Source organism: Micromonospora sp. RV43 (genome assembly GCF_001029515.1).
Taxonomy (GTDB): domain Bacteria; phylum Actinomycetota; class Actinomycetes; order Mycobacteriales; family Micromonosporaceae; genus Micromonospora; species Micromonospora aurantiaca.
In genome coordinates this window covers 13,571-36,683 of record NZ_LEKG01000014.1, presented here as the reverse complement: position 1 = coordinate 36,683, position 23,113 = coordinate 13,571, and the positions used below count along the sequence as shown (strand labels likewise).

At 74.0% G+C, this 23,113-nt stretch carries 18 protein-coding genes; 8 read left to right on the top strand and 10 right to left on the bottom strand.

What is annotated here, in order from left to right:
- Window positions 1-107 precede the first annotated feature (107 nt).
- Window positions 108-998, top strand: a complete 891-nt coding sequence (locus ABD52_RS05755; RefSeq protein ID WP_047891061.1) for an SGNH/GDSL hydrolase family protein — start codon at window positions 108-110, stop codon at window positions 996-998.
- Window positions 999-1,053: 55 nt separating this feature from the next.
- Here ABD52_RS05755 and ABD52_RS05750 read toward each other — a convergent pair whose 3' ends face one another.
- Window positions 1,054-2,301 carry a glycoside hydrolase domain-containing protein gene (locus tag ABD52_RS05750; RefSeq protein ID WP_047891060.1) on the bottom strand — a complete coding sequence of 416 codons (1,248 nt, stop codon included), beginning with the start codon at window positions 2,299-2,301 and terminating at the stop codon, window positions 1,054-1,056.
- A 210-nt stretch (window positions 2,302-2,511) separates the two neighbouring features.
- Between ABD52_RS05750 and ABD52_RS40090 the strand changes: the two genes are divergently transcribed.
- On the top strand, window positions 2,512-2,664 hold the full coding sequence (locus tag ABD52_RS40090) for a hypothetical protein (protein WP_013285768.1): 153 nt from the start codon (window positions 2,512-2,514) through the stop codon (window positions 2,662-2,664).
- Window positions 2,664-3,629: an N-acetylmuramoyl-L-alanine amidase gene (locus ABD52_RS05745; RefSeq protein WP_047891059.1), complete on the top strand. Its 966-nt coding sequence runs from the start codon at window positions 2,664-2,666 to the stop codon at window positions 3,627-3,629. The genes ABD52_RS40090 and ABD52_RS05745 overlap by 1 nt, the downstream gene beginning before the upstream one ends.
- Before the next feature lie 56 nt (window positions 3,630-3,685).
- Here the strand turns inward: ABD52_RS05745 and ABD52_RS05740 are convergent, their stop codons facing one another.
- Window positions 3,686-4,915 carry an epoxide hydrolase family protein gene (locus ABD52_RS05740; RefSeq protein ID WP_082171222.1) on the bottom strand — a complete coding sequence of 410 codons (1,230 nt, stop codon included), beginning with the start codon at window positions 4,913-4,915 and terminating at the stop codon, window positions 3,686-3,688.
- Window positions 4,916-4,937: 22 nt separating this feature from the next.
- The gene (locus ABD52_RS05735) at window positions 4,938-5,840 is read right to left on the bottom strand and encodes a redoxin family protein (RefSeq protein ID WP_047891058.1); all 903 of its coding nucleotides are present in this window, start codon (window positions 5,838-5,840) and stop codon (window positions 4,938-4,940) included.
- 207 nt (window positions 5,841-6,047) lie between these two features.
- Here ABD52_RS05735 and ABD52_RS05730 point away from each other — a divergent pair, with 207 nt between their 5' ends.
- The gene (locus tag ABD52_RS05730) at window positions 6,048-8,288 is read left to right on the top strand and encodes a hypothetical protein (protein WP_047891057.1); all 2,241 of its coding nucleotides are present in this window, start codon (window positions 6,048-6,050) and stop codon (window positions 8,286-8,288) included.
- 13 nt (window positions 8,289-8,301) lie between these two features.
- Here the strand turns inward: ABD52_RS05730 and ABD52_RS05725 are convergent, their stop codons facing one another.
- Window positions 8,302-8,859: a GNAT family N-acetyltransferase gene (locus tag ABD52_RS05725; RefSeq protein ID WP_047891056.1), complete on the bottom strand. Its 558-nt coding sequence runs from the start codon at window positions 8,857-8,859 to the stop codon at window positions 8,302-8,304.
- Complete coding sequence (locus ABD52_RS05720; protein ID WP_047891055.1) at window positions 8,856-10,898, bottom strand: penicillin acylase family protein; 2,043 nt, start codon at window positions 10,896-10,898, stop codon at window positions 8,856-8,858. The genes ABD52_RS05725 and ABD52_RS05720 overlap by 4 nt, the downstream gene beginning before the upstream one ends.
- Before the next feature lie 228 nt (window positions 10,899-11,126).
- On the opposite strand from ABD52_RS05720, the gene ABD52_RS05715 reads away from it, so the two are divergent.
- The 4 genes from ABD52_RS05715 to ABD52_RS05700 are packed head-to-tail and all read left to right on the top strand — an operon-like array spanning window position 11,127 to window position 16,409.
- Complete coding sequence (locus tag ABD52_RS05715) at window positions 11,127-12,680, top strand: aspartate aminotransferase family protein (protein WP_047891054.1); 1,554 nt, start codon at window positions 11,127-11,129, stop codon at window positions 12,678-12,680.
- Window positions 12,681-12,703: 23 nt separating this feature from the next.
- Window positions 12,704-13,990, top strand: coding sequence for a lysine N(6)-hydroxylase/L-ornithine N(5)-oxygenase family protein (locus ABD52_RS05710; protein WP_047891053.1), 1,287 nt, complete (start codon window positions 12,704-12,706; stop codon window positions 13,988-13,990).
- Between the two features lie 53 nt (window positions 13,991-14,043).
- Window positions 14,044-14,628 carry a GNAT family N-acetyltransferase gene (locus ABD52_RS05705; protein ID WP_047891080.1) on the top strand — a complete coding sequence of 195 codons (585 nt, stop codon included), beginning with the start codon at window positions 14,044-14,046 and terminating at the stop codon, window positions 14,626-14,628.
- A complete protein-coding gene (locus ABD52_RS05700; RefSeq protein WP_047891052.1) occupies window positions 14,625-16,409 on the top strand; it encodes an IucA/IucC family siderophore biosynthesis protein in 1,785 nt (594 codons plus the stop codon). The genes ABD52_RS05705 and ABD52_RS05700 overlap by 4 nt, the downstream gene beginning before the upstream one ends.
- Window positions 16,410-16,472: 63 nt before the next feature.
- On the opposite strand, the gene ABD52_RS05695 is transcribed toward ABD52_RS05700, so the two are convergent.
- From ABD52_RS05695 to ABD52_RS05675, 5 genes are read right to left on the bottom strand one after another with little or no spacing between them, the layout of a single operon-like run.
- Entirely contained in the window at window positions 16,473-17,375 is a 903-nt protein-coding gene (locus tag ABD52_RS05695; RefSeq protein ID WP_047891051.1) for a siderophore-interacting protein, read from the bottom strand.
- 45 nt (window positions 17,376-17,420) lie between these two features.
- Window positions 17,421-19,523, bottom strand: coding sequence for an iron ABC transporter permease (locus ABD52_RS05690; protein WP_047891050.1), 2,103 nt, complete (start codon window positions 19,521-19,523; stop codon window positions 17,421-17,423).
- 5 nt (window positions 19,524-19,528) lie between these two features.
- On the bottom strand, window positions 19,529-20,518 hold the full coding sequence (locus ABD52_RS05685) for an iron-siderophore ABC transporter substrate-binding protein (protein WP_047891049.1): 990 nt from the start codon (window positions 20,516-20,518) through the stop codon (window positions 19,529-19,531).
- 28 nt (window positions 20,519-20,546) lie between these two features.
- A complete protein-coding gene (locus tag ABD52_RS05680; RefSeq protein ID WP_047891048.1) occupies window positions 20,547-21,356 on the bottom strand; it encodes an ABC transporter ATP-binding protein in 810 nt (269 codons plus the stop codon).
- Window positions 21,357-21,397: 41 nt separating this feature from the next.
- Window positions 21,398-22,807: a PLP-dependent aminotransferase family protein gene (locus ABD52_RS05675; RefSeq protein WP_235437362.1), complete on the bottom strand. Its 1,410-nt coding sequence runs from the start codon at window positions 22,805-22,807 to the stop codon at window positions 21,398-21,400.
- Window positions 22,808-23,113 lie beyond the last annotated feature (306 nt).

The following is a 23,113-nucleotide window of genomic DNA, read 5'->3' as shown; positions in this document are numbered from 1 at the left end:
GGACCACATCCCGGAACGGGATTTAGTGAGGCTTATCGATATTGACGCATGTCACGGGCGCGGACAGAATCCCAGCACCACCACCAGGACCCCTCCGGGAGGGCCCCATGAACCGTCCCCGCCTGCCGCTCCTGCGGACCGCCGGCCGGATGACCGCGCTCGTCGCGGCCGCCGCCGGCGTGCTGCTCGCCGCCGCCGCACCCGCCGTCGCCGCCGCACCCTCCGGGCGCTACGTCGCGCTCGGCGACTCCTACACCTCCGCCCCGCTCGTCCCCACCCAGGTCGACCTGAACTGCCTGCGCTCCAACCGCAACTACCCGTCCCTGGTCGCGGCGTCCGCCGGTTCGGCGTCGTTCGCCGACGTGAGCTGCTCCGGCGCCACCACCGAGGACATCCTGTACGGCGGCGACGGCGCGCTGGGCATCGCGCTGCCGCCGCAGGTCAACGCCGTCACCTCGACCACCGCGCTGGTGACCGTCCAGATCGGCGGCAACGACATCGGCTTCTCCGGCATCATCGGCGACTGCGCCGAGGCGAGCGTGAGCAGCCCGCTCGGGTCACCCTGCAAGGACCGGTTCACCGCGGGCGGCACCGACCAGTTGCGGGCCCGGATCGCCGCGACCGCGCCGAAGGTGACGGCGGTGCTGCGGGCGGTCCGCCAGGCCGCGCCGAACGCGCGCGTGGTGGTGCTCGGGTACCCGGCGATCCTGCCCGACAGCGGATACGGCTGCTGGCCCGTGGTGCCGATCGCCTACCAGGACGTGCCGTACCTGCGCGGCGTCCAGAAGGCGCTCAACACGATGCTCGCCGACACCGCGGCGGCGGGCGGCGCGAGCTACGCCGACGTCTACACGCCGTCGATCGGCCGGGACACGTGCAAGAGCAGCGGCACCCGCTGGGTGGAGGGGCTGGTGCCGCAGAACGCCGCCGCGCCGTTCCACCCGAACGCCCGGGGTGAGCAGGGCATGGCCACGGCCCTGCTGGCGCACCTGAACTGACCCGGCCGGGTGAGCCGGTCCCGCCGGAGCGGGACCGGCTCACCGTCCGGCGGGCTCAGACCCGGGTGATGCGTACCGCGTCGGCGACCACGTAGCCGGTCCCCGCGCTCCAGCGGCTCACCCCGACCTTGTCCCCGGTCCCGGCGGCGAGCGTGAACACGCCGAGCGAGACCCAGCGGCCGCCGCCGGCGCGCTGGTCGACGGTCACCGTCCGATTGCCGGTGGTGGTGGCCACCAGGTACGGGGTGCGGTCGTTGTAGCCGGGGTCGGCCGGGTACCACACCGAGACCTCGTAGGCGCCGGTCGCGGGCAGGGTCGTCCGGAACCAGGCCACGTCGCTGGACGCCACGGGTGCCGCGAAGCGGTAGTCGGCGCCGTGGCGCTGCGCGGAGTACGCGGAGGTGCCCCAGGCCGCGCCGGCGGTGAACCCGCCCGCCGTGGCGTTGTCGACCGTGACGCTCCACGACGCGGGCGGCGTACCGGCCCGTACGTCCAGGTAGTTGCGGTCGATCTTCATGGTCACGCCGCCCCACGTCTCGGTGACGTCGCCGGCGTACTGGTGCAGGCGCTGCTGGTCGGCGTAGCGGTCGTCGGCGCAGTACGTGCCCCCGTCGGTGTCCGCGACCCCGTTCCACCAGGCGATCCAGATCTGGTCCAGCCGCAGGTACCGGGTGTCGTGGTAGGCGGCGCAGACGTCGGTGATGCCGGACGAGCCGCTGGAGTACATGCCGGCGAGGTAGCCGCGAGTGTGCAGCCGCTCGACCCAGCCGGAGAGGAAGGAGAGCACCGCGGCCCGGCAGCTCGCGTTCGACGGGTACTGCTCGATGTCGTTGTAGAGCGTGCTGCCCGCGCCGATGCCGAGCGCCGCCGCGGCGGCGGCCGCGCTGTCCGCCGCGGTCCTGCCCTGCCCGCGGGCGGTGGCCGCGTCGGCGGACATCTTCGGCGTACGGGTGCCGCACGGCGCCTGGTAGCCGAGCTCGATGGGGATGAGCCGCCAGCCCTTGCGGGTCTGGTCGGCGACCCAGGTCGCGGTCAGGTTCGGTTGGGCGCAGGTGCGGCTGCCGCCGCTGATGTAGACGCCGACCGCGCGGTACGGCGAGGCGGCGAGCCAGGCGTCCATCGCGGCCTGCGACGGCGCGGTGCAGGTGTCGAAGCCCTTGCCGGTGAAGGTGCCGGGCTGCGGGCCGACCGCGGCGACGGTGGCCGCTGTCTCGGCGCGGGCCGGGACGGCCGAAGCCTGCGCCGGTACGGCCGCGGCCGCGAGCACGGCGAGAAGTGTCAGGGCCGTGGCGATCGCTCTCATCGGCGCCCCTCCTGTGAAGGATTCCTCGCTCGACGGCGAGACTTGGGCAGGATTTCTACCACGCATCGACGGATGACGACAGATGATGATGGCGAAAGTTTTCACGACGGAAACGATCATTGAAGGGTATCGACAGAACGGCAGATGCCGGTATAGCGTGCCCGCACTCACATCCGTCGATCGGCGAAGCGCCGTCACCCGAGGAGCGCCATGCCCACGTCACGATCCCCCCGTCTGCGACGCCGAGGTCTGCTCGGCGTACCCGCCCTGGTGGCCGCCGCCCTCGCGGTGGCCGTCCGTCCCGGTACGGCGCACGCCGCGCCGAAGGCCGAGTGCCTCGCCGACCTGCTCGGGGAGCAGTGATGGCCACCATTCCCTGGCTGGTGGACGTGCTGCGTGGCGCCGGCGTACAGGTCGTGGTCGAGGGCGACTGGCTCAACCGGATGCGCTCCGGCTCGTTCGACCCGATCGGCGTGCTCTGGCACCACACCGCCGCCACGTCCAGCGCCACCAACCCGCACCCGGCGCTGAACATCTGCATCAACGGCCGGTCCGACCTGCCCGGCCCGCTCTGCCAGGCCCTCGTGGACTACCACGGCGTGTTCCACGTGATCTCCGCCGGCCGGTGCAACCACGCCGGCACCAGCGGCGGCAGCGGCCCGATCCCGGCCGGGGACGGCAACACCCTGATGATCGGGTGGGAGATCGACTACAACGGTGTCGACCAGCGGATGACCACCGCCCAGTACAACGCGAGCATCGCGGCCACCGCCGCCGTGCTCAAGCGGCTCGGCCGGGACTCCAGCTACGCCCGCGGCCACCGGGAGACCAGCACCACCGGCAAGATCGACCCGTCCTTCATCGACCTGAACACGATGCGCGCCGGCGTGGCCGCCAAGATGGCCGGCGGTGGCACCGGCTGGACGTCGATCGTGGACAACGCGACGGCGGGCCGGTTCACCGCGAGCGCGAGCTGGGGCACCTCGACGTACTCCGGGCAGCGCTACGGCGCCGACTACCGCTACGCGGACCCGGTCGCCGCGAGCGACGCGGCCTGGTACAAGTTCAACGTCCCCCGCACCGGCAACTACCGAGTCGAGGCGTGGTGGCCGGCGAACGCGGGCTACAACGCGGCCACGCCGTACGTCGTCGCCACCACCACCGGCAACCGGACGGTCGTGGTCGACCAGCGGGCGACCGGCGGGCAGTGGCGCTCGCTCGGCACGTTCACGCTGCCGGCCGGGGACGCCAACCGCGTCGCGGTCAGCCGATGGAGCTCTGCCGCCGGCCTGGTCATCGCCGACGCGGTCCGGCTGACCGAGGTCTGACCCGGGCGTACCGACGCGGCCGGGTGGGCGCCCCACCCGGCCGCGTCCGCCGTCGGTCAGCGCAGCGACCGGAAGGCGGCCCGCATCTCCTGGGCGAACAGCTCCGGCTGCTCCCAGGCAGCGAAGTGCCCACCCCGGTCGAGCGTGTTGTAGTGGATCAGGTGCGGGTACGCCCGCTCGGCCCAGCTGCGCGGCGCGAGCAGGATCTCGTCCGGGAACTGGCTCACCGCGGCCGGGACCTGCACGCCCTTGGCGGCGAAGAACGACAGCGCGTTCTGCGCGTAGAGCCGGGCCGAGGACACACCCGTGTTCGTGAGCCAGTAGAGCGTCACGTTGTCCAGGATGTCGTCACGGCTCAAGCCGCCGGGCCGGCCGGCGAACGCGGCGCAGATCAGGTCCAGGCTCGCGGCGTCGTGGTCGAGCATGAACGTCGCCAGCCCGACCGGCGAGTCGGCGAGCGCGGTCAGGGTCTCCGGGCGGGTGGTCATGATCAGCGCGTACGCGGAGTGCTTCCAGAAGAAGTCGATCCGCTCGCAGGCGGCCCGTTCCTCGGTCGAGAGCCCGGACGGCAGGTCGGCGGGGGGGTTGTTCACGCCGGTGATGCCGGTCTGCAACAGCGCGTCGACGTCCGGCGGCACCACGCACGGCATGTTCGTGTGGATGCCGGCCAGTTCCGGCGGCGCCTGCACGCCGAGCATGTCGGTGATCAGCGCGCCCCAGTCGCCGCCCTGGGCCACGAACCGGGTGTAGCCCAGCCGCCGCATCAGTTCGGTCCAGGCGCGGGCGATGTGCTGCGGATCCCAGCCGGGCCGGTCCGGCTTGCCGGAGAAGCCGTAGCCGGGCATCGACGGGATCACCAGGTGGAACGCGTCCGAGGCGTGGCCGCCGTGCGCCGTCGGGTCGGTGAGCGGACCGATGATCTTCAGCTGTTCGATCACCGACCCGGGCCAGCCGTGCGTGACGATCAGCGGCAGCGCGTCGGGGTGCGGCGAGCGTACGTGGATGAAGTGGATGTCCAGGCCGTCGATCTCGGTGACGAAGTTCGGCAGGTCGTTGAGCCGCGCCTCGACCTTGCGCCAGTCGTACCCGGTGGCCCAGTAGCGGGCGAGCGCCTGACTGGTCTCCAGCGGGACGCCCTGCGACTGGTCGTCCACGGTCTGCCGTTCCGGCCAGCGGGTGGCCGCGATCCGGTTCCGCAGCTCCTCCAGGTCCGCCTCCGGCACGTCGACGCGGAAGTCGCGGATGCCGGCGGCGGTACGCGTCGGCGTCATGGTCTTGACGGCCACGGGTTGTCCTCCTCGGGTCGGGTCAGGGACCGAACGTGAAGACGTACGCGCGGAGACCGGGCCGCTCGGCGCGCAGGGTGAGCCGGTGCTCCCCCGGCGTCGCGCCGTCCACCAGCCGGATCATCGCGGCCCGGTCGACGACGGCCGTGCCGTCCGGGTCCACGTCGGCGCCGCGCGCGTCACCGGCCGGTTTCCCGTCCAGCAGCACCCGAACCGCTGCCGGTCCCTCCGGTCCCGGGTCGGCCACCAGGTTCACCTCACCGGCGGTGAACGGCAGGACCAGTTCCGCCCCGGCGCCGCCCGTCTCGACGTACTCGCCCTCGACCCGCCAGTCGCCGGTCAGCGCGTACGTGCCGGGCACACCCCGGTCGGCGCCGAGGTAGGTCTCCGGGGTGATCCCGGCGTACGTGGGCTGCGGGCTCGTCACGAACGCGGTCACCTCCGCGGTGACCGGCGGCAGCGCGGGCGTGGGCGTGGCGGCCTCGACCAGCCGCCGGATCAGCGCCTCGGTCCGGTCGTAGCCGCCCTCGCCGATCCAGCGGTCGGCCAGCCGCCCGTCGGCGTCGAAGAGGTACCTGGCCGGCCAGGCGTCGTTGCGCAGGGCCCGCCAGAACGTGTAGTCGTCGTCGATCGCGATCGGGTAGGTGAGCCCGTGGTCGCGGATCGCCCGGTCGATGTTCTCCGGAAGCCGGCCGAACGCGAACTCCGGCGCGTGCGCGCCGATCACCGTGACCCCCAGGTCGCGGTAGTCGCGGTGCCAGGCCCGCACGTACGGGGCGGTACGGATCCAGTTCACGCAGGTGTACTCCCAGACGTCCACCAGGACCACGCGTCCGCGCAGCTCCTGCGGCGTCAGCGGCGCGGAGTTCACCCACCGGTGGACGTCGATCGGCGGCAGCCGGGTCGCCACCGCGGCCCCCGTCATCCGGCCGCGCCGCGCGGTGATGGTGTGCCGGTCATGCGGGCTCCCTTCCGAGTACGTCCGGCGGCGGTTACCCGGAGGGCGCGGCTTCGAACGGGCCGCCCGCCCGGCCCGCGGGCGTTTGCCCCCGGCCCGGCCGGGTAGGACGCTGCGCCACCCGAGGGCGGGCCGTGCAGGCGGCGTGGGCGGCCGGGACGTCGCGGAGGGTCGATGACGGCTGGACCAGGGCGGGCACAGGCGCCGTCGGGCGAGGTGGTGGAGCTGCGGGTGCACGGGGTCTCCGCGGGCGGGGCCGCCGAGGTGCTGGACCGGCCGCTGGTCCGGCAGGTCGCGGGTGACCGCAGCGCCGGCTTCTACCGTCCCCGTCACGGACACGCCGACGAGCACGGGGCGGGCGGGGTGACGCTGGAGGCGTACCAGTGGAACGACCTGCCGTCCGGCACCGCGCTGCGTACCCTCTCGCTGCTGTTCCTGATGCCCTTCATGCTGCTCAACGTGGCCGTGTGGATGCGGCCGGGGGACGCGGTCGGCGGCGCGGTCGTGCGGGCGCTGTGCCGGGTGCTGGGGTTGAGCCTGACCGCGCTGTACGTGCTCGCCGGCGCCGGGGTGGCGCTGGACCTGGTGGCCTGGCAGTGCCTGTCCGTCCCGGCCTGCATCGCCGACCGGGAGTGGCTGTCCTGGATGGGCGGGCGGCCGGTGGGGCTGCGGCTCGTGGTGCTGGCGCTGGTCCCGGCCGCCGCGGTGAGCCTGGTCTGGTGGGGCGCCCGGCGGCCGGGTCGCTCGTTCACCGCGTTCCGGGCGCCGGAGCGGGCGTCCGCCGGGCCGCCGCTGAGCACGATCGGCCAGTGGGACGCCGAGCCGCTGATGGGCCGGCTGCGTTCGATCCACATCGCGGCGGCCTTCGCCACCCTCGACGGCTGTCTGCTGGCCGCCCGGGCCGCGCAGGGTGTCCCGCCCACTGTGGCGGCGCTGCTGGCGGTCACCGGCGCGGTGCTGCTCGCCTGCGTGGTACTGGTCTGCGTTCCGCCGCTCGTCGACCGGGCGCCCACCGACCCGCGACGTGACCGGGTCGCCCGTGCGCTGCGCGCCACAGCGGTCGGGCTCACCGTCGTGGTGGCCGGGTACCTGCTGTTCGCCCCGGCCCGCTGGCGTACCGGCGGGGGCCTGCCCGGCTACGGCTCGATCCTGACCTGGCTGCTGGTGACGCACGCGGTCCTGCTGGGCGCACTGGGTGCCGTGCTGCTCTGGCACCGCCTGCGGGTACGCGGCCACCGGCCGCCGAACGGGCTCGGCGCGCTCGTGGTCGCGGCGGCGGCGGGCGGGCTCGCGGTCGCGTACTCCGCCGAGCTGGTCCAGCGCACCGCCGACCTGCTGGACCGGGGCGTGTCCCCGGCGGACGACATACCGGGTCCGGCGCGCGCGTACACCTGGGCGATCTACGGTTTCTTCCGGGCGCTGCTGGTCACGCTGGCGGCCGCCGCAGTGGTGGCGCTGGTGTCCCGGCGCGGCCGGACACGGGCCGCCCAGGCGATCGTCGAGCGGGACTTCCCGGCGCCGCCGGCCGAGGCGGCGCCGCGGCTGCGGCAGGTCCGGACGATGATCGTCCGGGCCCGGTTCACCGACCTGATGGTGCCGTTGGCGGTGCTGTTCGCCGTCATGGCCGGGGCGGGCGCGGCGACCACCGCGATGGCGCTGGTCCGTTCCGAGCCGGGCGAGACGCTGGAACGCCGCACGCACGTCCCGGCCGAGCTGGTCATGTTCGGCATCGAGGTGGGCGGGGTGGCGATCTCGGCGGCGGTGCTGGCCCTCATCCTCGCCGGGGTCTTCGCCTACCGCAGCCCCGGGTTCCGGCACCACGTCGGCGTGCTCTTCGACCTGGCCACGTTCTGGCCCCGGGCGGCGCACCCGTTCGCCCCGCCCTGCTACGCCGAGCGGGCCGTGCCGGAGCTGGCCCGGCGGATCACGTACCTGGTGCACAGCGGCAGCGGGGTGCTGCTCTCCGGCTACAGCCACGGATCGGTGCTCGTCGCCGCGACAGTCCTGCAACTGCCGGCGGAGATCAGCGCACGGGTCGCCCTGCTCACCTACAGCTCGCCGCTGCGCCGGCTCTACGCCCGGTTGTTCCCCGCCTACGTGGGCGACGAGATGCTGCGCGGGATCGGCGGCCGGGTGGGGTGGCGGTGGCGCAACCTGTGGCGGGACACCGACGCGCTGGGCGGATGGATCTTCTCCCCGCACCGCGCGGACGAGCCGGCCCGCGTCACCGGCCCGGAGGCGGCGGTGGATCGCCGTCTCCGGGATCCGGAGAGCCTGGTGGCGCCGGCCTGGGACAGCGTCCCGCCGCCGATCCAGGGTCACCTCCCGTCCGAGGACGACCCGGCGTACGCCGAGACGGTGCGGGACCTGGCCGGGCGGCTGCGCGCCCCGGGCCGTGACGCCATCGAGCCCTGACGCGGGCGGGGCGTCACGCCGCCGGGTGGTCCGCCTCGAACCGTTCCCGGGTGAGGAACGCCAGCCTCGCCCGCTTGTCCGGCATGTCGATCTCGTCGCCGAGCGTGAACCCCTCGATCCGCAGCCGGCGCAGCATGACGTCGTTGCGCACGTCCGGCTCGACCACCACGCGGCGCGCGGCCGGGTCGCGCAGCAGGAACCGGACCAGGGCCGGGAAGACCGCCCCGGTCAGCGAACCGGGATACCGCCGGGGCGCGTCGAGCAGCAGGTGCGTCCCGACGTCGCCGGGCAGCACCGGGTAGCGCTCGCCGACCGGGTCCGCCTCCGGCTGGTAGGTCTGGAACAGCCCGATCGGCTCGCCGTCGAGCCGGATCAGGTACGCGTGGTGGGTGTCCAGCCCGTCGACGAACGCGTAGATCTCGCGTACCTCGTCGACGGTGTGCGAGCCCATGCCCCAGAACCGGTTGCGGGGCCGGACCACCCAGCCGTGCAGCAGTTCGGCGTGCCGGTCGGGGCGTACCGGCTCCAGCGCCAGCTCGCCGAGGCCGGAGATCCGTTCCAGGTGGATCACGTCGGCTCGTCTCCCGTCAGTGGGCCGGCGGGCACCGGGATCAGCGTCCCGGCGGCCCAGTGGGTGAGTTGGTCGGCGAAGTGCGCGTCGCCGGGGCGCCCGGATGCGCCGAACGGGACGATCCAGCGGCTGGCCGCCCGGTCGGTCAGGTCCCACACGTAGCGGACCACCGGGCCGCGCCAGCAGGCGTCGGAGACGCCCGGCACGCTGGACGTGGCCAGCACGCAGTCGGTGTCACCGGCCAGCGCCACCCGCTGCCGCATCGCCGCGACCGCGTCGGTGACCGCCGGGGCGACACCCAGGTGCACCGGGTGCAGCAGGTGCCGGCCGCCCCACTCACCGGGCGCCGGGCCGGCGGCCACCTCGGCCAGCGCCTCGGCCGCCGGTGCCGCGAGGCCGGAGCCGAACTCGGCGGCGAGGTGGTCCAGCGCCAGGCCGATCCGGGCCGCCGGGTCGGTCCAGGGCGCGAACAGCTCGTCGAAACCGCACGGCTCGCCGAGGGCACGCAACCTCGGGTGTACGCGCAACCGCCGGGCGAGTGCCGCCCGCCAGGCCGCGTACGCGCCGGCCTCGGCCGAGCCGGCCGCCATCGCCCGGTCCCAGCCGCGCAGCCGCAGCAGCAGCGCGCGGGCGGGTTCGTCGAGCCGGCCGGGGTCGAGCCGGTCGAGCAGCCGGTACAGCGGCCCGGCCGGGAGCCGGTCGTCGGTGTGCACCGTGGACGCGTCGGCGCCCTGGGCGAGCAGTTCCCGGATCCGGCGGGCCCGGTGCGGCGGGGCGAAGTCGGCGCCGTGTGCGGCCACGTCCTCGCGGCGGTCGTTCGCGCACACCGCCACGCCGTCGACCGGTTCGTCCACGAGCGGCAGGTAGTCGCCCCGCCACCGGTAGGCCGGCTCCCAGGCCGGTACGGGTTCCCGGCGGCACCGCTCGTCGCGTACCGGGACCAGGCCGGCGACCAGGCGGCGGACACTGCCCCCGGTGTCGGCGGCGAGCACGCTGTTGACCGGCTCGACCCAGTGGCGCAGCGCCTCGGCGACGTCACCGGTGTGCCGGGCGCGCAGCAGTGGCAGCAACGCCTCGAAGCCGAGGCGGGCCTCGACCCGGCTCGGCGTGCGCAGGGCGATCGCGTCGCCGGTGACCCGGTCGTGGTCGATCACCGGCCCGCGCGGCGTCTCGATCACCTCGACCGTCTCCGGGGCGCCGCCGCGGACCTCGATCTCCTCGACGTGGCGCGCGGCGGGCGTCCAGCCGTCCGCCTCGCGCACCAGCACGCGGTCGCCGTCGCGGCGCAGCCGTTCGCGGTAGAGGTCCTGGTAGTCGGCCATCGCGTTGGTGACGGCCCAGGCCACGTGGCCGGTGTGGCCGAAATGCGGCAGGCCGGGTACGCCGGGGAAGGCGAGGCCGATCACGTCGAACTCCGGGCAGGCGAGCCGGACCTGCTGGTAGACGCCGGGTAGTTCGAGCAGCCGGTGCGGGTCCCCGGCGATCACCGGGCCGCGCCCGGTGGCCGGGTCGGCGGGCAGCGCCCAGGCGTTGCTGCCGGAGGACGCCGGTCCCTCGACCGCGAACAGCCCGGCCGCCTCGGGGCCGAGCGTGCGGGCCACGTGCGCGTGCCAGAGCTTGTTCGGGAACGTGGAGAAGAGCACGTGCTGGACGAGGAAGACGCCGAGCGGCGACCAGGGCTGCCAGGGTTCGGGCGCGGTGCCGGTGGCGGCGAACTCGGGCGCGCCGGCGGCACCCTCGACGAGTCCGGAGTTGACCCCGTCGACGTACGCCTCGACCCACCGCCGGGTGTCCGGGTCCAGGCCCTCGTAGCAGCGCCGGGCGGTGTCGTCCAGCCGTACGCGCCGGGCGAACCGGTCCCACGCCAGTTCGGCCGCGCCGACGTGGGCGGCCAGCCGGCCCTCGGCACGCCATCGTTCGACGCTGATCTGCCAGGCCCGGTCCAGCGCGGCGACACGCCCCTGCAGACGCGCGAGCGCGTCGACGTCGGCGGCCCACAACCGGGGCACACCCCACCTGTCGCGATCGACGTACGTCATCGTCTCGCGCCGCCTCGGCGCGCCGGGCGCCGGTTCCGCTCCACAGTCAACTTAGGATAACCTCCCCTAACCGAGGGCGACCTTACCGCGACGCGGCCAAGGCGCCAACCACCGGCGCATCCGTGACAAAGCACCCCGAGTCGTGCTTGCTAGTTAGGCCAGCCTAACCTAACCTGATCGCCGCGGCTGTCGCCGCGTGTCCTGTCCGTACGACCGCTGGGAAGTCGCATGAGTTCGATCGGGAGCCCGACCGGCGCCGCGCCCACCGACACCGGCAGCGCCGCCGCCACGGCACGCGGCCACCTGTTCAACGCCGGCACGCTCGCGCGGTACCGGGACGTGCTGGCGCGCGGCGTCGACCGGGTCGCCCGCCGGGTGGGCGAGGCGGACCGGCCGTTCACCGGCGTCACCCCCGACGAGCTGGCGCCGCTCATCGGCGCCATCGACCTGGACCGGCCGCTCGGCGACACCGACGCCGCCCTGGACGAGCTGCACGACGTGTGGCTGCGCGACGCGGTCTACTTCCACCACCCGCGCTACCTGGCCCACCTGAACTGCCCGGTGGTCATCCCGGCGCTGCTCGGCGAGGCGGTGCTCAGCGCGGTCAACTCCTCCCTGGACACCTGGGACCAGAGCGCCGGCGCGACGCTGATGGAGCGGCGCCTGATCGAGTGGACGGCCGGGCGCATCGGGTTCGGCGCCGGCGCCGACGGCGTGTTCACCAGCGGCGGCACCCAGTCGAACCTCCAGGCGATGCTGCTGGCGCGCGAGGAGGCGTACCGCACGGTGGTGGGCGGCTCCACCGGCCGGCCGGACCGGCCGCAGGTGCTCTCCCGGCTGCGCATCCTCACCTCCGCGGCCGGGCACTTCAGCGTGCAGAAGGCCGCCAAGCTGCTCGGCCTGGCCGCCGACGCGGTGCTCACCGTGCCCACCGACGCGACCCGCCGGATGCGCACCGACGAACTGGCCCGCACCATCGACAGCTGCCACCGCGACGGCCAGGTGGTGATGGCCGTCGTCGCCACCGCCGGCACCACCGACTTCGGCACCGTCGACCCACTGCCGGAGATCGCCGACATCTGCGCCGCCGCGGGCGTCTGGTTGCACGTCGACGCCGCGTACGGCTGCGGGCTGCTGGTCTCCCCCACCCGCCGGCACCTGCTCGACGGCATCGAACGGGCCGCGTCGGTGACTGTGGACTACCACAAGTCGTTCTTCCAGCCGGTCAGCTCCAGCGCGCTGCTGGTCCGGGACGGCCGGACGCTGCGCCACGCCACCTGGCACGCCGACTACCTCAACCCGGCCCGCGCGGTCGAGCAGGGCATCCCGAACCAGGTCGACAAGAGCATCCAGACCACCCGCCGGTTCGACGCGTGCAAGCTCTGGCTGACCCTGCGGATCATGGGGCCGGACGCGATCGGCGCGCTGTTCGACCAGGTCGTCGACCTCGCGGCGCAGGCGTGGCGGCGGCTCGACGCCGACCCGCGCTTCGAGGTGGCCGCGCCGTCGCAACTGAGCACAGTGGTCTTCCGGTACCGGCCGCCCGGCCTCGCGCCCGACCTGGTCGACGAGGCCAACCTGCACGCCCGCGACGCGCTCGCCGCCTCCGGCGCGGCCCTGGTCGCCGGCACCAAGGTCGACGGCGCCCACCACCTGAAGCTCACCCTGCTCAACCCCGAGACCACAGTGGACGACATCGCCCACGTGCTGGACCTCATCGCCGACCACGCCGCCTGGTACGCCCGGACCGCGGCCACCGCCGAGCTGTCCTGCCCGGTCTGACCCCCGCCGAGGAGAACGAGAACATGTCGACCCACGACTTCATCGCCGTCGGGCTGGGCCCCTACAATCTCGGCCTGGCCTGCCTCACCGCGCCGATCGACGACCTCGACGGGCTGTTCCTGGAGGCCCGCGACAGCTTCGACTGGCATCCCGGCATGCTGCTGGAATCCACCCGGCTCCAGACGCCGTTCATCGCCGACCTGGTCACGCTCGCGGACCCCACCTCGCCGTACTCGTTCCTGAGCTACCTGAAGGAGACCGGCCGGCTCTACCCGTTCTACATCCGGGAGAGCTTCTTCCCGCTGCGCGCCGAGTACAACGACTACTGCCGCTGGGCCGCCGGGAAGCTGCCGAACCTGCGCTTCCGGCACACCGTCACCGCGGTCGAGTACGACGAGGCCGACGACCGGTACGTGGTGCACGCGGACACGCCGGACGGGCCGGTCACCCACCGGGCCCGGCACCTCGTGCTCGGCACCGGCACGCCGCCGTACCTGCCGCCCGCCTGCGCCGGCCTGGGCGGTGACATGATCCACAACTCGCGCTACCTGGAGCACCGGGAGGCGCTGCGGGCCAAGGACAGCATCACGATCGTCGGCAGCGGCCAGAGCGCCGCGGAGATCTACCACGACCTGCTCGGCGACATCGACACGTACGGCTACCAGCTCACCTGGGTGACCCGCTCGCCCCGGTTCTTCCCGCTGGAGTACACCAAGCTCACGTTGGAGATGACCTCGCCGGACTACGTGGACTACTTCCACGCGCTGCCCGAGCCGACCCGCTACGCGCTGGAGGCCGCGCAGAAGCCGCTGTTCAAGGGCATCAACGCCGACCTGATCAACGACATCTACGACCTGCTGTACGCCAAGAGCTTGCACGGACCGGCGCCGACGCGCCTGCTGACCAACACCGAGCTGGTCGAGGCGGCGTACACCGACGGCCGCTACCGGCTCGGGCTGCGCCACACAGAGCAGGACCGCGCGTTCACCCTCGACACGGAAGGACTGGTGCTGGCCACCGGCTACCACTACCGGGTGCCGGAGTTCCTCGCGCCGGTACGCGACCGGCTCCGCTTCGACGCGCACGGCCGCTTCGACGTGGCCCGCAACTACAGCATCGACCACACCGGCCGGGGCGTGTTCCTCCAGAACGGCGGCACCCACACGCACAGCATCACCTCGCCCGACCTGGGCATGGGTCCGTACCGCAACTCGTGGCTGATCCGGGAGATGACCGGCCGGGAGCACTACCCGGTGGAGAAGACCATCGCCTTCCAGGAGTTCGGCGCGCCGGCCGGAGCCCCGGCATGAGCGAGCGCACCGAGCGAAGCGAGGGCCGCGAGCGCATGCCCAGCCGGCCCCGCATGACCGCGTTCACCCGCGTCGACGACGCGCTGGGCGAGTTCACGCTGCGCCCGCTGGACCCGGACGCCGACGCCGCGCTGCTGCACCGCTGGGTCACCCACCCCAAGTCCGCGTTCTGGCTCATGCAGGACGCCGACGTGGACGCCGTCGCCGCCGAGTACCGGCGCATCGCCGACCACCCGCACCACGACGCGTACCTCGGGTCGTGGCGCGGCACCCCGGCGTTCCTGGCCGAGCGGTACGACCCGGCGCACGTCGAGCTGGTCGATCTCTACGACCCGGAGCCCGGCGACGTGGGCATGCACTTCCTCTGCGCGCCCGCCGACACGCCGGTCCACGGCTTCACCCGGGCCGTCATCACCACGGTGATGGCCTGGCTGTTCGCCGACCCGGCGACGCGCCGGGTGGTGGTGGAGCCGGACGTGCGCAACACCGCCGTGCACGCGCTCAACGCGGCAGTCGGCTTCACAGTCGTCGGCCCGATCCGCAAGCCCGAGAAGGAGGCGCTGCTCAGCGTCTGCACCCGGGACCAGTTCCGGGCCGCCACCGGCGCGCCCGCCAGCGAGGAAGGGGCACCGGCGTGAACGCCAGCGCATCCGTGGACCACCTGACCCCCGAGGCGTGGGCGACGGCCAACCGGCTGCTGGTGCGCAAGGCGCTCGCCGAGTTCGCCCACGAGCGCCTGATCACCCCCGAGCCCGCCGGCCCGGGACAGTGGCTGGTGCGCAGCGACGACGGCGCCGTCGAGTACCGGTTCGCCGCGCAGCGGCTGGCGCTCGACCACTGGCAGGTCGACGCGGACAGCATCGTGCGCCGCCGCGACGGCGCGGACCTGCCGCCCGACGCCGTCGACCTGTGCGTGGAGCTGCGCGGCGCGCTCGGCCTCACCGACGCGATTCTGCCGGTCTACCTGGAGGAGATCACCTCCACGCTGGCCGGGACCGCGTACAAGCTGGCCAAGCCCGCGCTGAGCGCCGCCGAGCTGGCCGCCGCCGACTTCCAGGCGATCGAGACCGGCATGACCGAGGGGCATCCCTGCTTCGTGGCCAACAACGGCCGCATCGGCTTCGGCGTGCACGAGTACCACGCGTACGCCCCGGAGGCCGCCGCGCCGGTACGGCTGCTCTGGCTCGCCGCGCACCGCGACCACACCACGTTCACCTGCGCCGACGACCTGGACTACGACACGCTGGTCCGGGCCGAGCTGGGCGAGGAGACGCTGGCCGGGTTCACCGCCACGCTCACCGGGCTGGGCCTGGACCCGGCCGACTACCTGTTCGTCCCGGTGCACCCGTGGCAGTGGTGGAACAAGCTCGCCGTCACGTTCGCCGGTGAGGTGGCCGCGCGCCGGCTGGTCTGCCTCGGCGAGGGGCCGGACGAGTACCTCGCGCAGCAGTCCATCCGCACCTTCTTCAACGTCAGCGACCCGGCGAAGCACTACGTGAAGACCGCGCTGTCGGTGCTGAACATGGGCTTCATGCGCGGGCTGTCCGCCGCGTACATGGAGGCGACGCCGGCCATCAACGACTGGCTGGCCGGGCTGATCGAGGGCGACCCGGTGCTCAAGCGCACCGGCCTGTCGATCATCCGGGAGCGGGCCGCGATCGGTTACCGGCACCGCCAGTACGAGGCGGCGACCGACAGGTACTCCCCGTACCGCAAGATGCTGGCGGCGCTGTGGCGGGAGAGCCCGGTGCCCGGGCTGGAACCCGGGCGGCGGCTGGCCACCATGGCCTCGCTGCTGCACCTGGACCGGGACGGGCGCTCGCTGGCCGCGGCGCTGATCGACGAGTCGGGGCTGGCCCCGGCCGACTGGCTGCGCCGCTACCTGGACGCCTACCTGGTGCCGCTGCTGCACAGCCTGTACGCCCACGACCTGGCGTTCATGCCGCACGGCGAGAACGTCATCCTGGTGCTGGACGGCGGCGTGGTGGAGCGGGTCGTGTTCAAGGACATCGCCGAGGAGATCGTGGTGATGGACCCGGACGCGGACCTGCCCGAGCGGGTGCGGCGGATCCGGGCCGCCATTCCGGAGGACGAGAAGATCCTGTCCATCTTCACCGACGTGTTCGACTGCTTCCTTCGGCACCTGAGCGCCGCCCTGCACACCCAGGGCGTGCTCGACCAGGACGGGTTCTGGCGCACGGTGGCCGAGTGCGCCGCCGGCTACGCCGCCACGGTGCCGCACCTGGCCGACCGGATGCGCCGGCACGACCTGTTCGCGCCGGAGTTCACGCTGTCCTGCCTCAACCGGCTCCAGCTGCGCAACAACCAGCAGATGGTGGACCTGTCCGACCCGTCGGCCGCGTTGCAGTTCGCCGGCACGCTGGTCAACCCGCTCGCCCCGTACGCGCCGCGCGACTGACGGGGACGACGAAGAAGCGGGCCGGCGCCGTGCGCCGGCCCGCTTCGACGGCGGTGGGGACGATCAGTTCTCCGCGCGACCGGCCCGCCAGTAGCCCATGAACGCCACCGCGCACCGGTCCATGCCCCGCTCGGTGACCAGGTGCCGGCGCAGGCCGCGGATCACCGCCGCCTCCCCGGCCAGCCAGGCGTAGAGCGCCGCGCCGTCGGGCCGCTCCGGCACCTCCCAGAGGATGTCCCGGTCCACGTCCACCTCGGCCAGCGGCGGCGCGCCCGGTCCGGCCGGTACGGGCACCAGCCGGCCGGCCAGGCTCGTCACGGCCGGGGTGAGCCGGCTGCCGTGCGGCGCGCCGTCGCGGGGCAGCCAGGTCACCGTGACGTCGGCCGGCGCCGCGCAGGGCAGCTCGTCGCCGGTCTCCGGCACCTCCACCAGCGCGTGCCCGCGCGCGTCGGCGGGCAGCCGCTCCAGGATCGCGCAGATCGCCGGCGCGGCGGTCTCGTCGCCGGCGAGCAGCAGCGTGGCGCCGGCCGGCGGCTGGAACTCGACGCCGCCGTGCGGGCCGTCCCACCCGGCGTCCGGGCCGACGACGGCGATCCGGTCGCCGAGGCGGGCCCGCCGTGCCCACCGGGTGGCCGGGCCGCCGTCGCCGTGCAGCGCCATGTCCACGTCCACCTCGTACGCCTCCGGCCGGACGGCGCGGACCGTGTACGTGCGGATCGGGCTGCGCAGCGCGTCCGGCCGCTCACGCCACCGCGGGAACCAGTCCGGCCCGTCGGGCAGCTCCCCCGGCGCCCCGTCGACCGGCGGCAGGGCCAGCTTGATCCGCTGGTCGTACCCGTTGTCGGCGAACCGGTCCAGATCCGGGCCGGTGAGCGTCACCCGCAGGAAGGACGGGCCGAGCCGCCGCAGCGCGCGGACCTCAACGGTGAAGACTCGCCAGGGCGCGACGGCCAGGGTGCTGGTCATGCGTCATTCCTCTCACGGCCGGTGGGCGGTACGTCGGTGAACGGGCTAACGGGCGGCCGCCGCGGCGCGGGAACGCCACAGCAGCCAGACGAAGTACGGGGTGCCGATCAGGGCGGTGACCAGACCGGCGGGGACCTGGGCGGGGGCGATCACGCTGCGGCCGAGCGTGTCGGCGAGGCTGACCAGGGTGGCGCCGAGCAGCACCGCGACCGGCAGAACGCGGGTGTGCCGCCCGCCCACGAGGGCGCGGGCCGCGTGCGGCGCGACCAGGCCGACGAAGCCGATCACACCGACTGCCGACACGGCGGTGGCGGTGAGCAGCGCCGCCAGGCCGAGCGCGATCAGCCGGGCGCGTTCCAGCCGGACGCCGAGCACCCGGGGCGTGTCGTCGTCGAGCGCGAGCAGGTCCAGCTCGCGGCGTACGGCGGCCACCACCGGCAGCGCGATCAGCAACGCGATCAGCACCGGCAGCACCTGCGGGGCGGTACGCCCGTAGGTGGAGCCGGACAGCCAGGTCAGCGCCTTGCCGGTGTTCCACGGGTCGGACGAGACCACGATGAACGTGATGACCGCCGTCCCGCCCTGCCAGACCGCGAACCCGATCAGCACCAGCCGGTCGGAGTTGAGGCCGCGCCGTCGCGCCAGGCCATAGACCAGCGCGAACGCGGCGACCGCGCCCAGACCGGCGGCGCCGGACAGGGCGAGCACGCCGGCCATCGGCGCGAACGTCAGCAGCGACACCGCGCCGATGCCGGCGCCGCCGGTGATGCCGAGGATGCCCGGTTCGGCGAGCGGGTTGCGGCACACCGCCTGCACCGTGGTGCCGGCCAGGGCCAGCGCGGCCCCGGCCAGCAGCGCCGCGGTGACCCGCGGCCAGCGGGCGTCCAGCACGAAGGTGTACGCCGGCCCGGTGCGGCCCTGCACCCAGTTGACGATGTCGCCGAGCAGCACCCACGTGTCACCGGCGAGCATGCCGAGCACCAGCGCGGCGGTGACGACGACCGCGCAGGCCGCGACGACGGCGGCGACGAAGCCGCGGGAGCGGACGGCGGCGTGGCCACCGGGCGCCTGCCGGGTCGGCCCGGCGTCGCGGTGGCGGCGGGCCAGCCAGATCAGCAGCACCGCGCCGAAGAGCGTGGTCACCACGCCGGTGGGCACGTCGACACCGGCCTGCCCGCCGAGCACGGCGCGTAGCAGCACGTCGGAGCCGAGCACGATGACGACGCCGACGATGCCGGCCAGCGGCATCAGGATGCGGTGCCGGTGCACCTCGGGCACCCACCGGCCGAGCAGCCGGACGATCACCGGCGCGCCGAGGCCGACGAAGCCGATCGGCCCGGCCAGGGTGACCGCGGCGGCGGAGAGCAGCACTGCGAGCAGCACCACGATGAGCCGGGTCCGGCGCACGTTGAGCCCGAGCACGGTGGCGGTGTCGTCGCCGAGGGCGAGCAGGTCCAGCCGGTGCCCGAGCGTCACGAGCAGCAGCGCGGCGACCCCGATCACGGGGGCGAGCTGGGTGAACGCGGCGAGGTCGCCCTGCACGAGCGAGCCGTTGCCCCAGGCGAACAGGCCGATGGTGGACTGCTCGAACAGCAGCAGGAGCAGCATGGTCAGCGAGGCGAGCGCCATCGCGGTGGCCGAGCCGGCGAGGATGAGCCGGGTGGTGGCGGCCTGCCCGCCGGCCGAGAGCAGCATGACCAGGGAGGCGGCGGCGAGGCCGCCGCAGAACGCCAGGCCGCCCGAGGGCAGCGCCGGCAGCGCGATCCCGAACGCGGCGGTGGCGACGATCGCCAGGTGCGCGCCCGCGTTGACGGCGAGCGTGTCCGGCGAGGCGAGCGGGTTGCGGGTGGTCGACTGCAACGCCGCGCCGGCGAAACCGAGCGCGACGCCGACGGCCAGGCCGGTGAGCAGCCGGGGCAGGCGGGAGGCGACAAGGATCCGGGCGGCCTCGTCGTCGCCGCCGGTCAGCAGCCGGAGCAGGTCCAGCGCCCCCACCGACGACGTGCCCTGGGTGAGGTGCACCGCGGTGATCGCGACGAGCACCACGGCGGCGAGGGTGAACGCGCCGGCGACCCGGCTGCGCCGGACGGGCGGCGGCCCGACCGGGGCCGGCCGGGTGGCCGGCCCCGGCGGGGCGGGGGCGGTCATCGCGCTCAAGCCGTGTAGACCTTCACCAGCTCGTCGATGTACTGCTTGGCGGACAGCGTGCCGCCGAACGTCCAGATGCCGTTGGGCATCTTGTGCAGCTTGTTCTGCTGGACGAACGGCAGGGAGCGCCAGATCGCGTTGCCGGCGAGGCCGTCGGCGAACACGTCGTTGCCGTCCGAGGCGTTGTAGAAGAAGTGCAGGTCCTGGCTCTTGAGGACGTTCATGCCCTCGACGTCGGTCTGGCCCAGGCCCCACATCTCGTCGGTCTTGCCGGTCCAGGCGTTCTTGAGGCCGAGCTGGATGCCGAGCTGGGAGACGAACGCGCCCTGGCCGAACATCCGGATCGAGACGGTGCTGCCCTCCTTCCAGCCGTCGGCGATGGCGAACTGCTTGCCGGCCGCCCCGGCGTCGGCGATCTTCTTCTTGCCGTCGGCGAGCGCGGCGTCGAAGTCGGCGAGCAGCTTGTCCGCCTGGGCGGTCCGGCCGGTCGCGGTGGCGATCATCTTCAGGTCCGCGCGCATCCGGCCGATGTTGTCGGAGGCGTCGCTGCCCTTGGTGACCAGCACCGGGACGTACTTCTCCAGCTGGGTGACGACGGCGGAGCCGCGCTCGGCCTCCATCACCACGAGGTCCGGCTGGAGCGCGACGATGGAGTCGACGCTCGGCTCACCCCGGGTGCCGACGTCCTTGACGCCCGCGTCGAGCGGGGCGGCGGTCACCCAGGTGGCGTACCCCTTCGGGTCGGCCACGCCGACCGGCATCACGCCGAGGCCGACGAGCATCTCGACCTCGCCCCACTCCAGGCCGACGACCTTGGTGGCGGGGCTCTTGAGGGTGATGGTCTTGCCCCGGCTGTCGGTGACGGTGACCGGGCCGGTGGACGCGGCGTCGGAGGGGGACGGTGCGGCGGCGGGCTCCTCGGTGGTGCCGCAGCCGGCGATCAGCAGCGCGCTGGCCGCGGCGGCGGCGAGCAGGGTCAGGCGGGTACGCAACATCGGTTTCTCTTCTGTGGGCAGGAGTCGGTCAGGCGGAGACGCGGGTCGTGTGCCGGCCGACGGGACGAGTGGAGAGCAGGTTGGTGACCGGGTCGACAGTCACCTCGACGCGAATGCCGTACGCCTCGGTGAGCGCCGCCTCGGTGAACACCTCGTGCGGCGTGCCGGCGCCGCGGACGCGGCCTTCGTGCAGGAGCACGACCTGGTCGGCGACGGCCGCGGCCTGGTTCAGGTCGTGCAGCACCACACCGACGGCGACGCCGGCGGTGTCGGCGAGTTCGCGCATCAGGTCGAGGATCTCCACCTGGTAGCGCAGGTCCAGGAACGTGGTCGGCTCGTCCAGCAGCAGGATCGCGGTGTCCTGGGCCAGGCAGGTGGCCAGCCAGACCCGTTGCAGCTCGCCGCCGGACAGCTCGTCGACCGGCCGGCCGGCCATGCCGTCGACGCCCGTCACCCGCATGGCCCGGTCGATCGCGGCCGGTCCGTCGAGGTCGTTCGCGCGCCACCGCTGGCGGTACGGGTGCCGGCCGTACCCGACCACGTCGCGCACCGTCACCCCGCTGGGGGTGGGGCGGCTCTGCGCGAGCAGCGTGACCCGGCGGGCGAAGTCCCGGGCGGACAGCGCCCGGGCCGGCGTGCCGTCGGCCAGCACGATCTCGCCGTGCTCCAGCGGGTGCAGGCGGGCCAGCCCGCGCAGCAGCGTCGACTTGCCGCTGCCGTTCGGGCCGACCAACGCGGTCACCGCCGCGGGCCGAAGCGTGATGGCGGCGTCGTGCACCACCGTCGTGCCGTGGTAGCCCAGCCGCAGGTCGCTGCCGCTCAAGCCGTCGGCTCGCACCGTTCTGCTCGTCACGGAGGTTAGGCTAACCTAAGCGCTGATCACGCTGTCAAGCCGGTCCTTCGGTCGGATTCCGCAGCCCGCCGCACATTGACACCCGGCGCGTGGCGCGCGGTCACGTCGCGGTAGGCCGCGGCGACCCCGGCCAGTCCCCGCCCCAGCTCGGCGCCGCGCACCCCGGCGTACCCGATGACCAGCGCCGGGGGCCGGTCGTCGGCGCGCAGGGCGTAGAACCGGCCGCCGCGCACCAGCACGGACCGGCGCCGCGCGGCCGCCACCATGGACTCCTCGGCGCACCAGCGGGGCAGCACCAGGTACGTCTGGAGGCCACCACTGGCGTCGAGCGGCGCCACGCCGGGCAGATGGCGTGCGACGTGCTGGCGTACCGCCTGGCCGCGGCGCTGGAACTCGGCCCGCAGCCGGCGCAGGTGCCGGTCGAACGCGCCGGTGTCCACGAGCCGGGCGAAGGCGAGCTGGTCCAGCCCGGAACAGCCGATGTCCCAGCCGGCCCGGACCCGCTCGATCGAGGCGGCCAGCCCGGTCGGCGCGGCCAGCCAGCCGAGCCGCAGCGCCGGGGCGAGGACCTTGCTGGCACTGCCGGCGTACACCACCCGGTCCGGCGCGACGCTCTGCAACGCGGGCATCCGCTGCGCCGGCGCCACGAACGCGGCGTCGAAGTCGTCCTCGACGACGTACCCGTCCACCGCACGCGCCCAGTCGACGAGCTGCTCCCGGCGCCGCCGGCTCAGCGGCGCACCGGTGGGGAACTGGCTGGCCGGGGTGGTGAGCACGGCCCGTACGCCGGTCGCGGCCAGCTCGCCGACGCGGATGCCCTCCCGGTCCACCGGCACACCGACCGGCCGCAGCCCGGCGTCGGCGATGAACGCCCACTCCCCCGGGTGCCCGGGATCCTCCACGCCGATCGCCTCGTGTCCCTGGTCGCGCAGCACCCGGCAGAGCAGCGCCAGCCCCTGGGCGAAGCCGGAGGTGATCATCAGGTGCTCGGGGCGGACGCGGACGCCCCGGACCCGGCCCAGGTAGCCGGCGAGCGTGCGGCGGACCGCCGGCAGGCCGGACGGCGGGGCGTAGCCCAGTTCCTGCGGCCCGGCCGAGCGGAGCACCGAGCTGACGCAGCGGATCCAGTCCTGGCGCGGGAACGTGGACACGTCGGTGCCGCCGGCGCGCAGGTCCCACACCTCGGGCGCGGGTGCCTCGTCGGCGGTGAGCGCGGAGGCGACGCCGGCGTGCGCGGAGTCCGCCACCGAGGTGCCGGAGCCGCGCTGTGAGGTGAGGTAGCCCTCGGCGCAGAGCTGCTCGTACGCCTCGACGACCACGGTGCGGGACACGCCGAGGTCAGTCGCGAGCTGGCGGGTCGACGGCACGCGCGTCCCGGGGCGCAGCGTGCCGTCGGTGATCCGCCCGCGCAGAGCGTTGCGGAGCTGCGCCGACAACGTTTCACGCGCATCGCCGTCAATTGACAGATTCAGATGCCACACCGATTGGTCCTCTCCCCGGTCTCCGAAGTGGTATGGACAGCGGGAACCGCACTTGGTGAAAGTGTTTCCCGGGACCGCAACCGATTCCCGGCCGCAACCGGGGGGTGCCGCGCGTCCTTTTCAACGGGGGAAGTCCGATCTGTCACCGAACGCGGTCCAGCCGGTCCGCGTCGGGACATCCGGGCTGCTCAAAGGGGGGTTCCACAGTGTCCTCATTGTCGACCACGGTGGGCGCGGAAACCGCAGACCACCGTTCGGAGA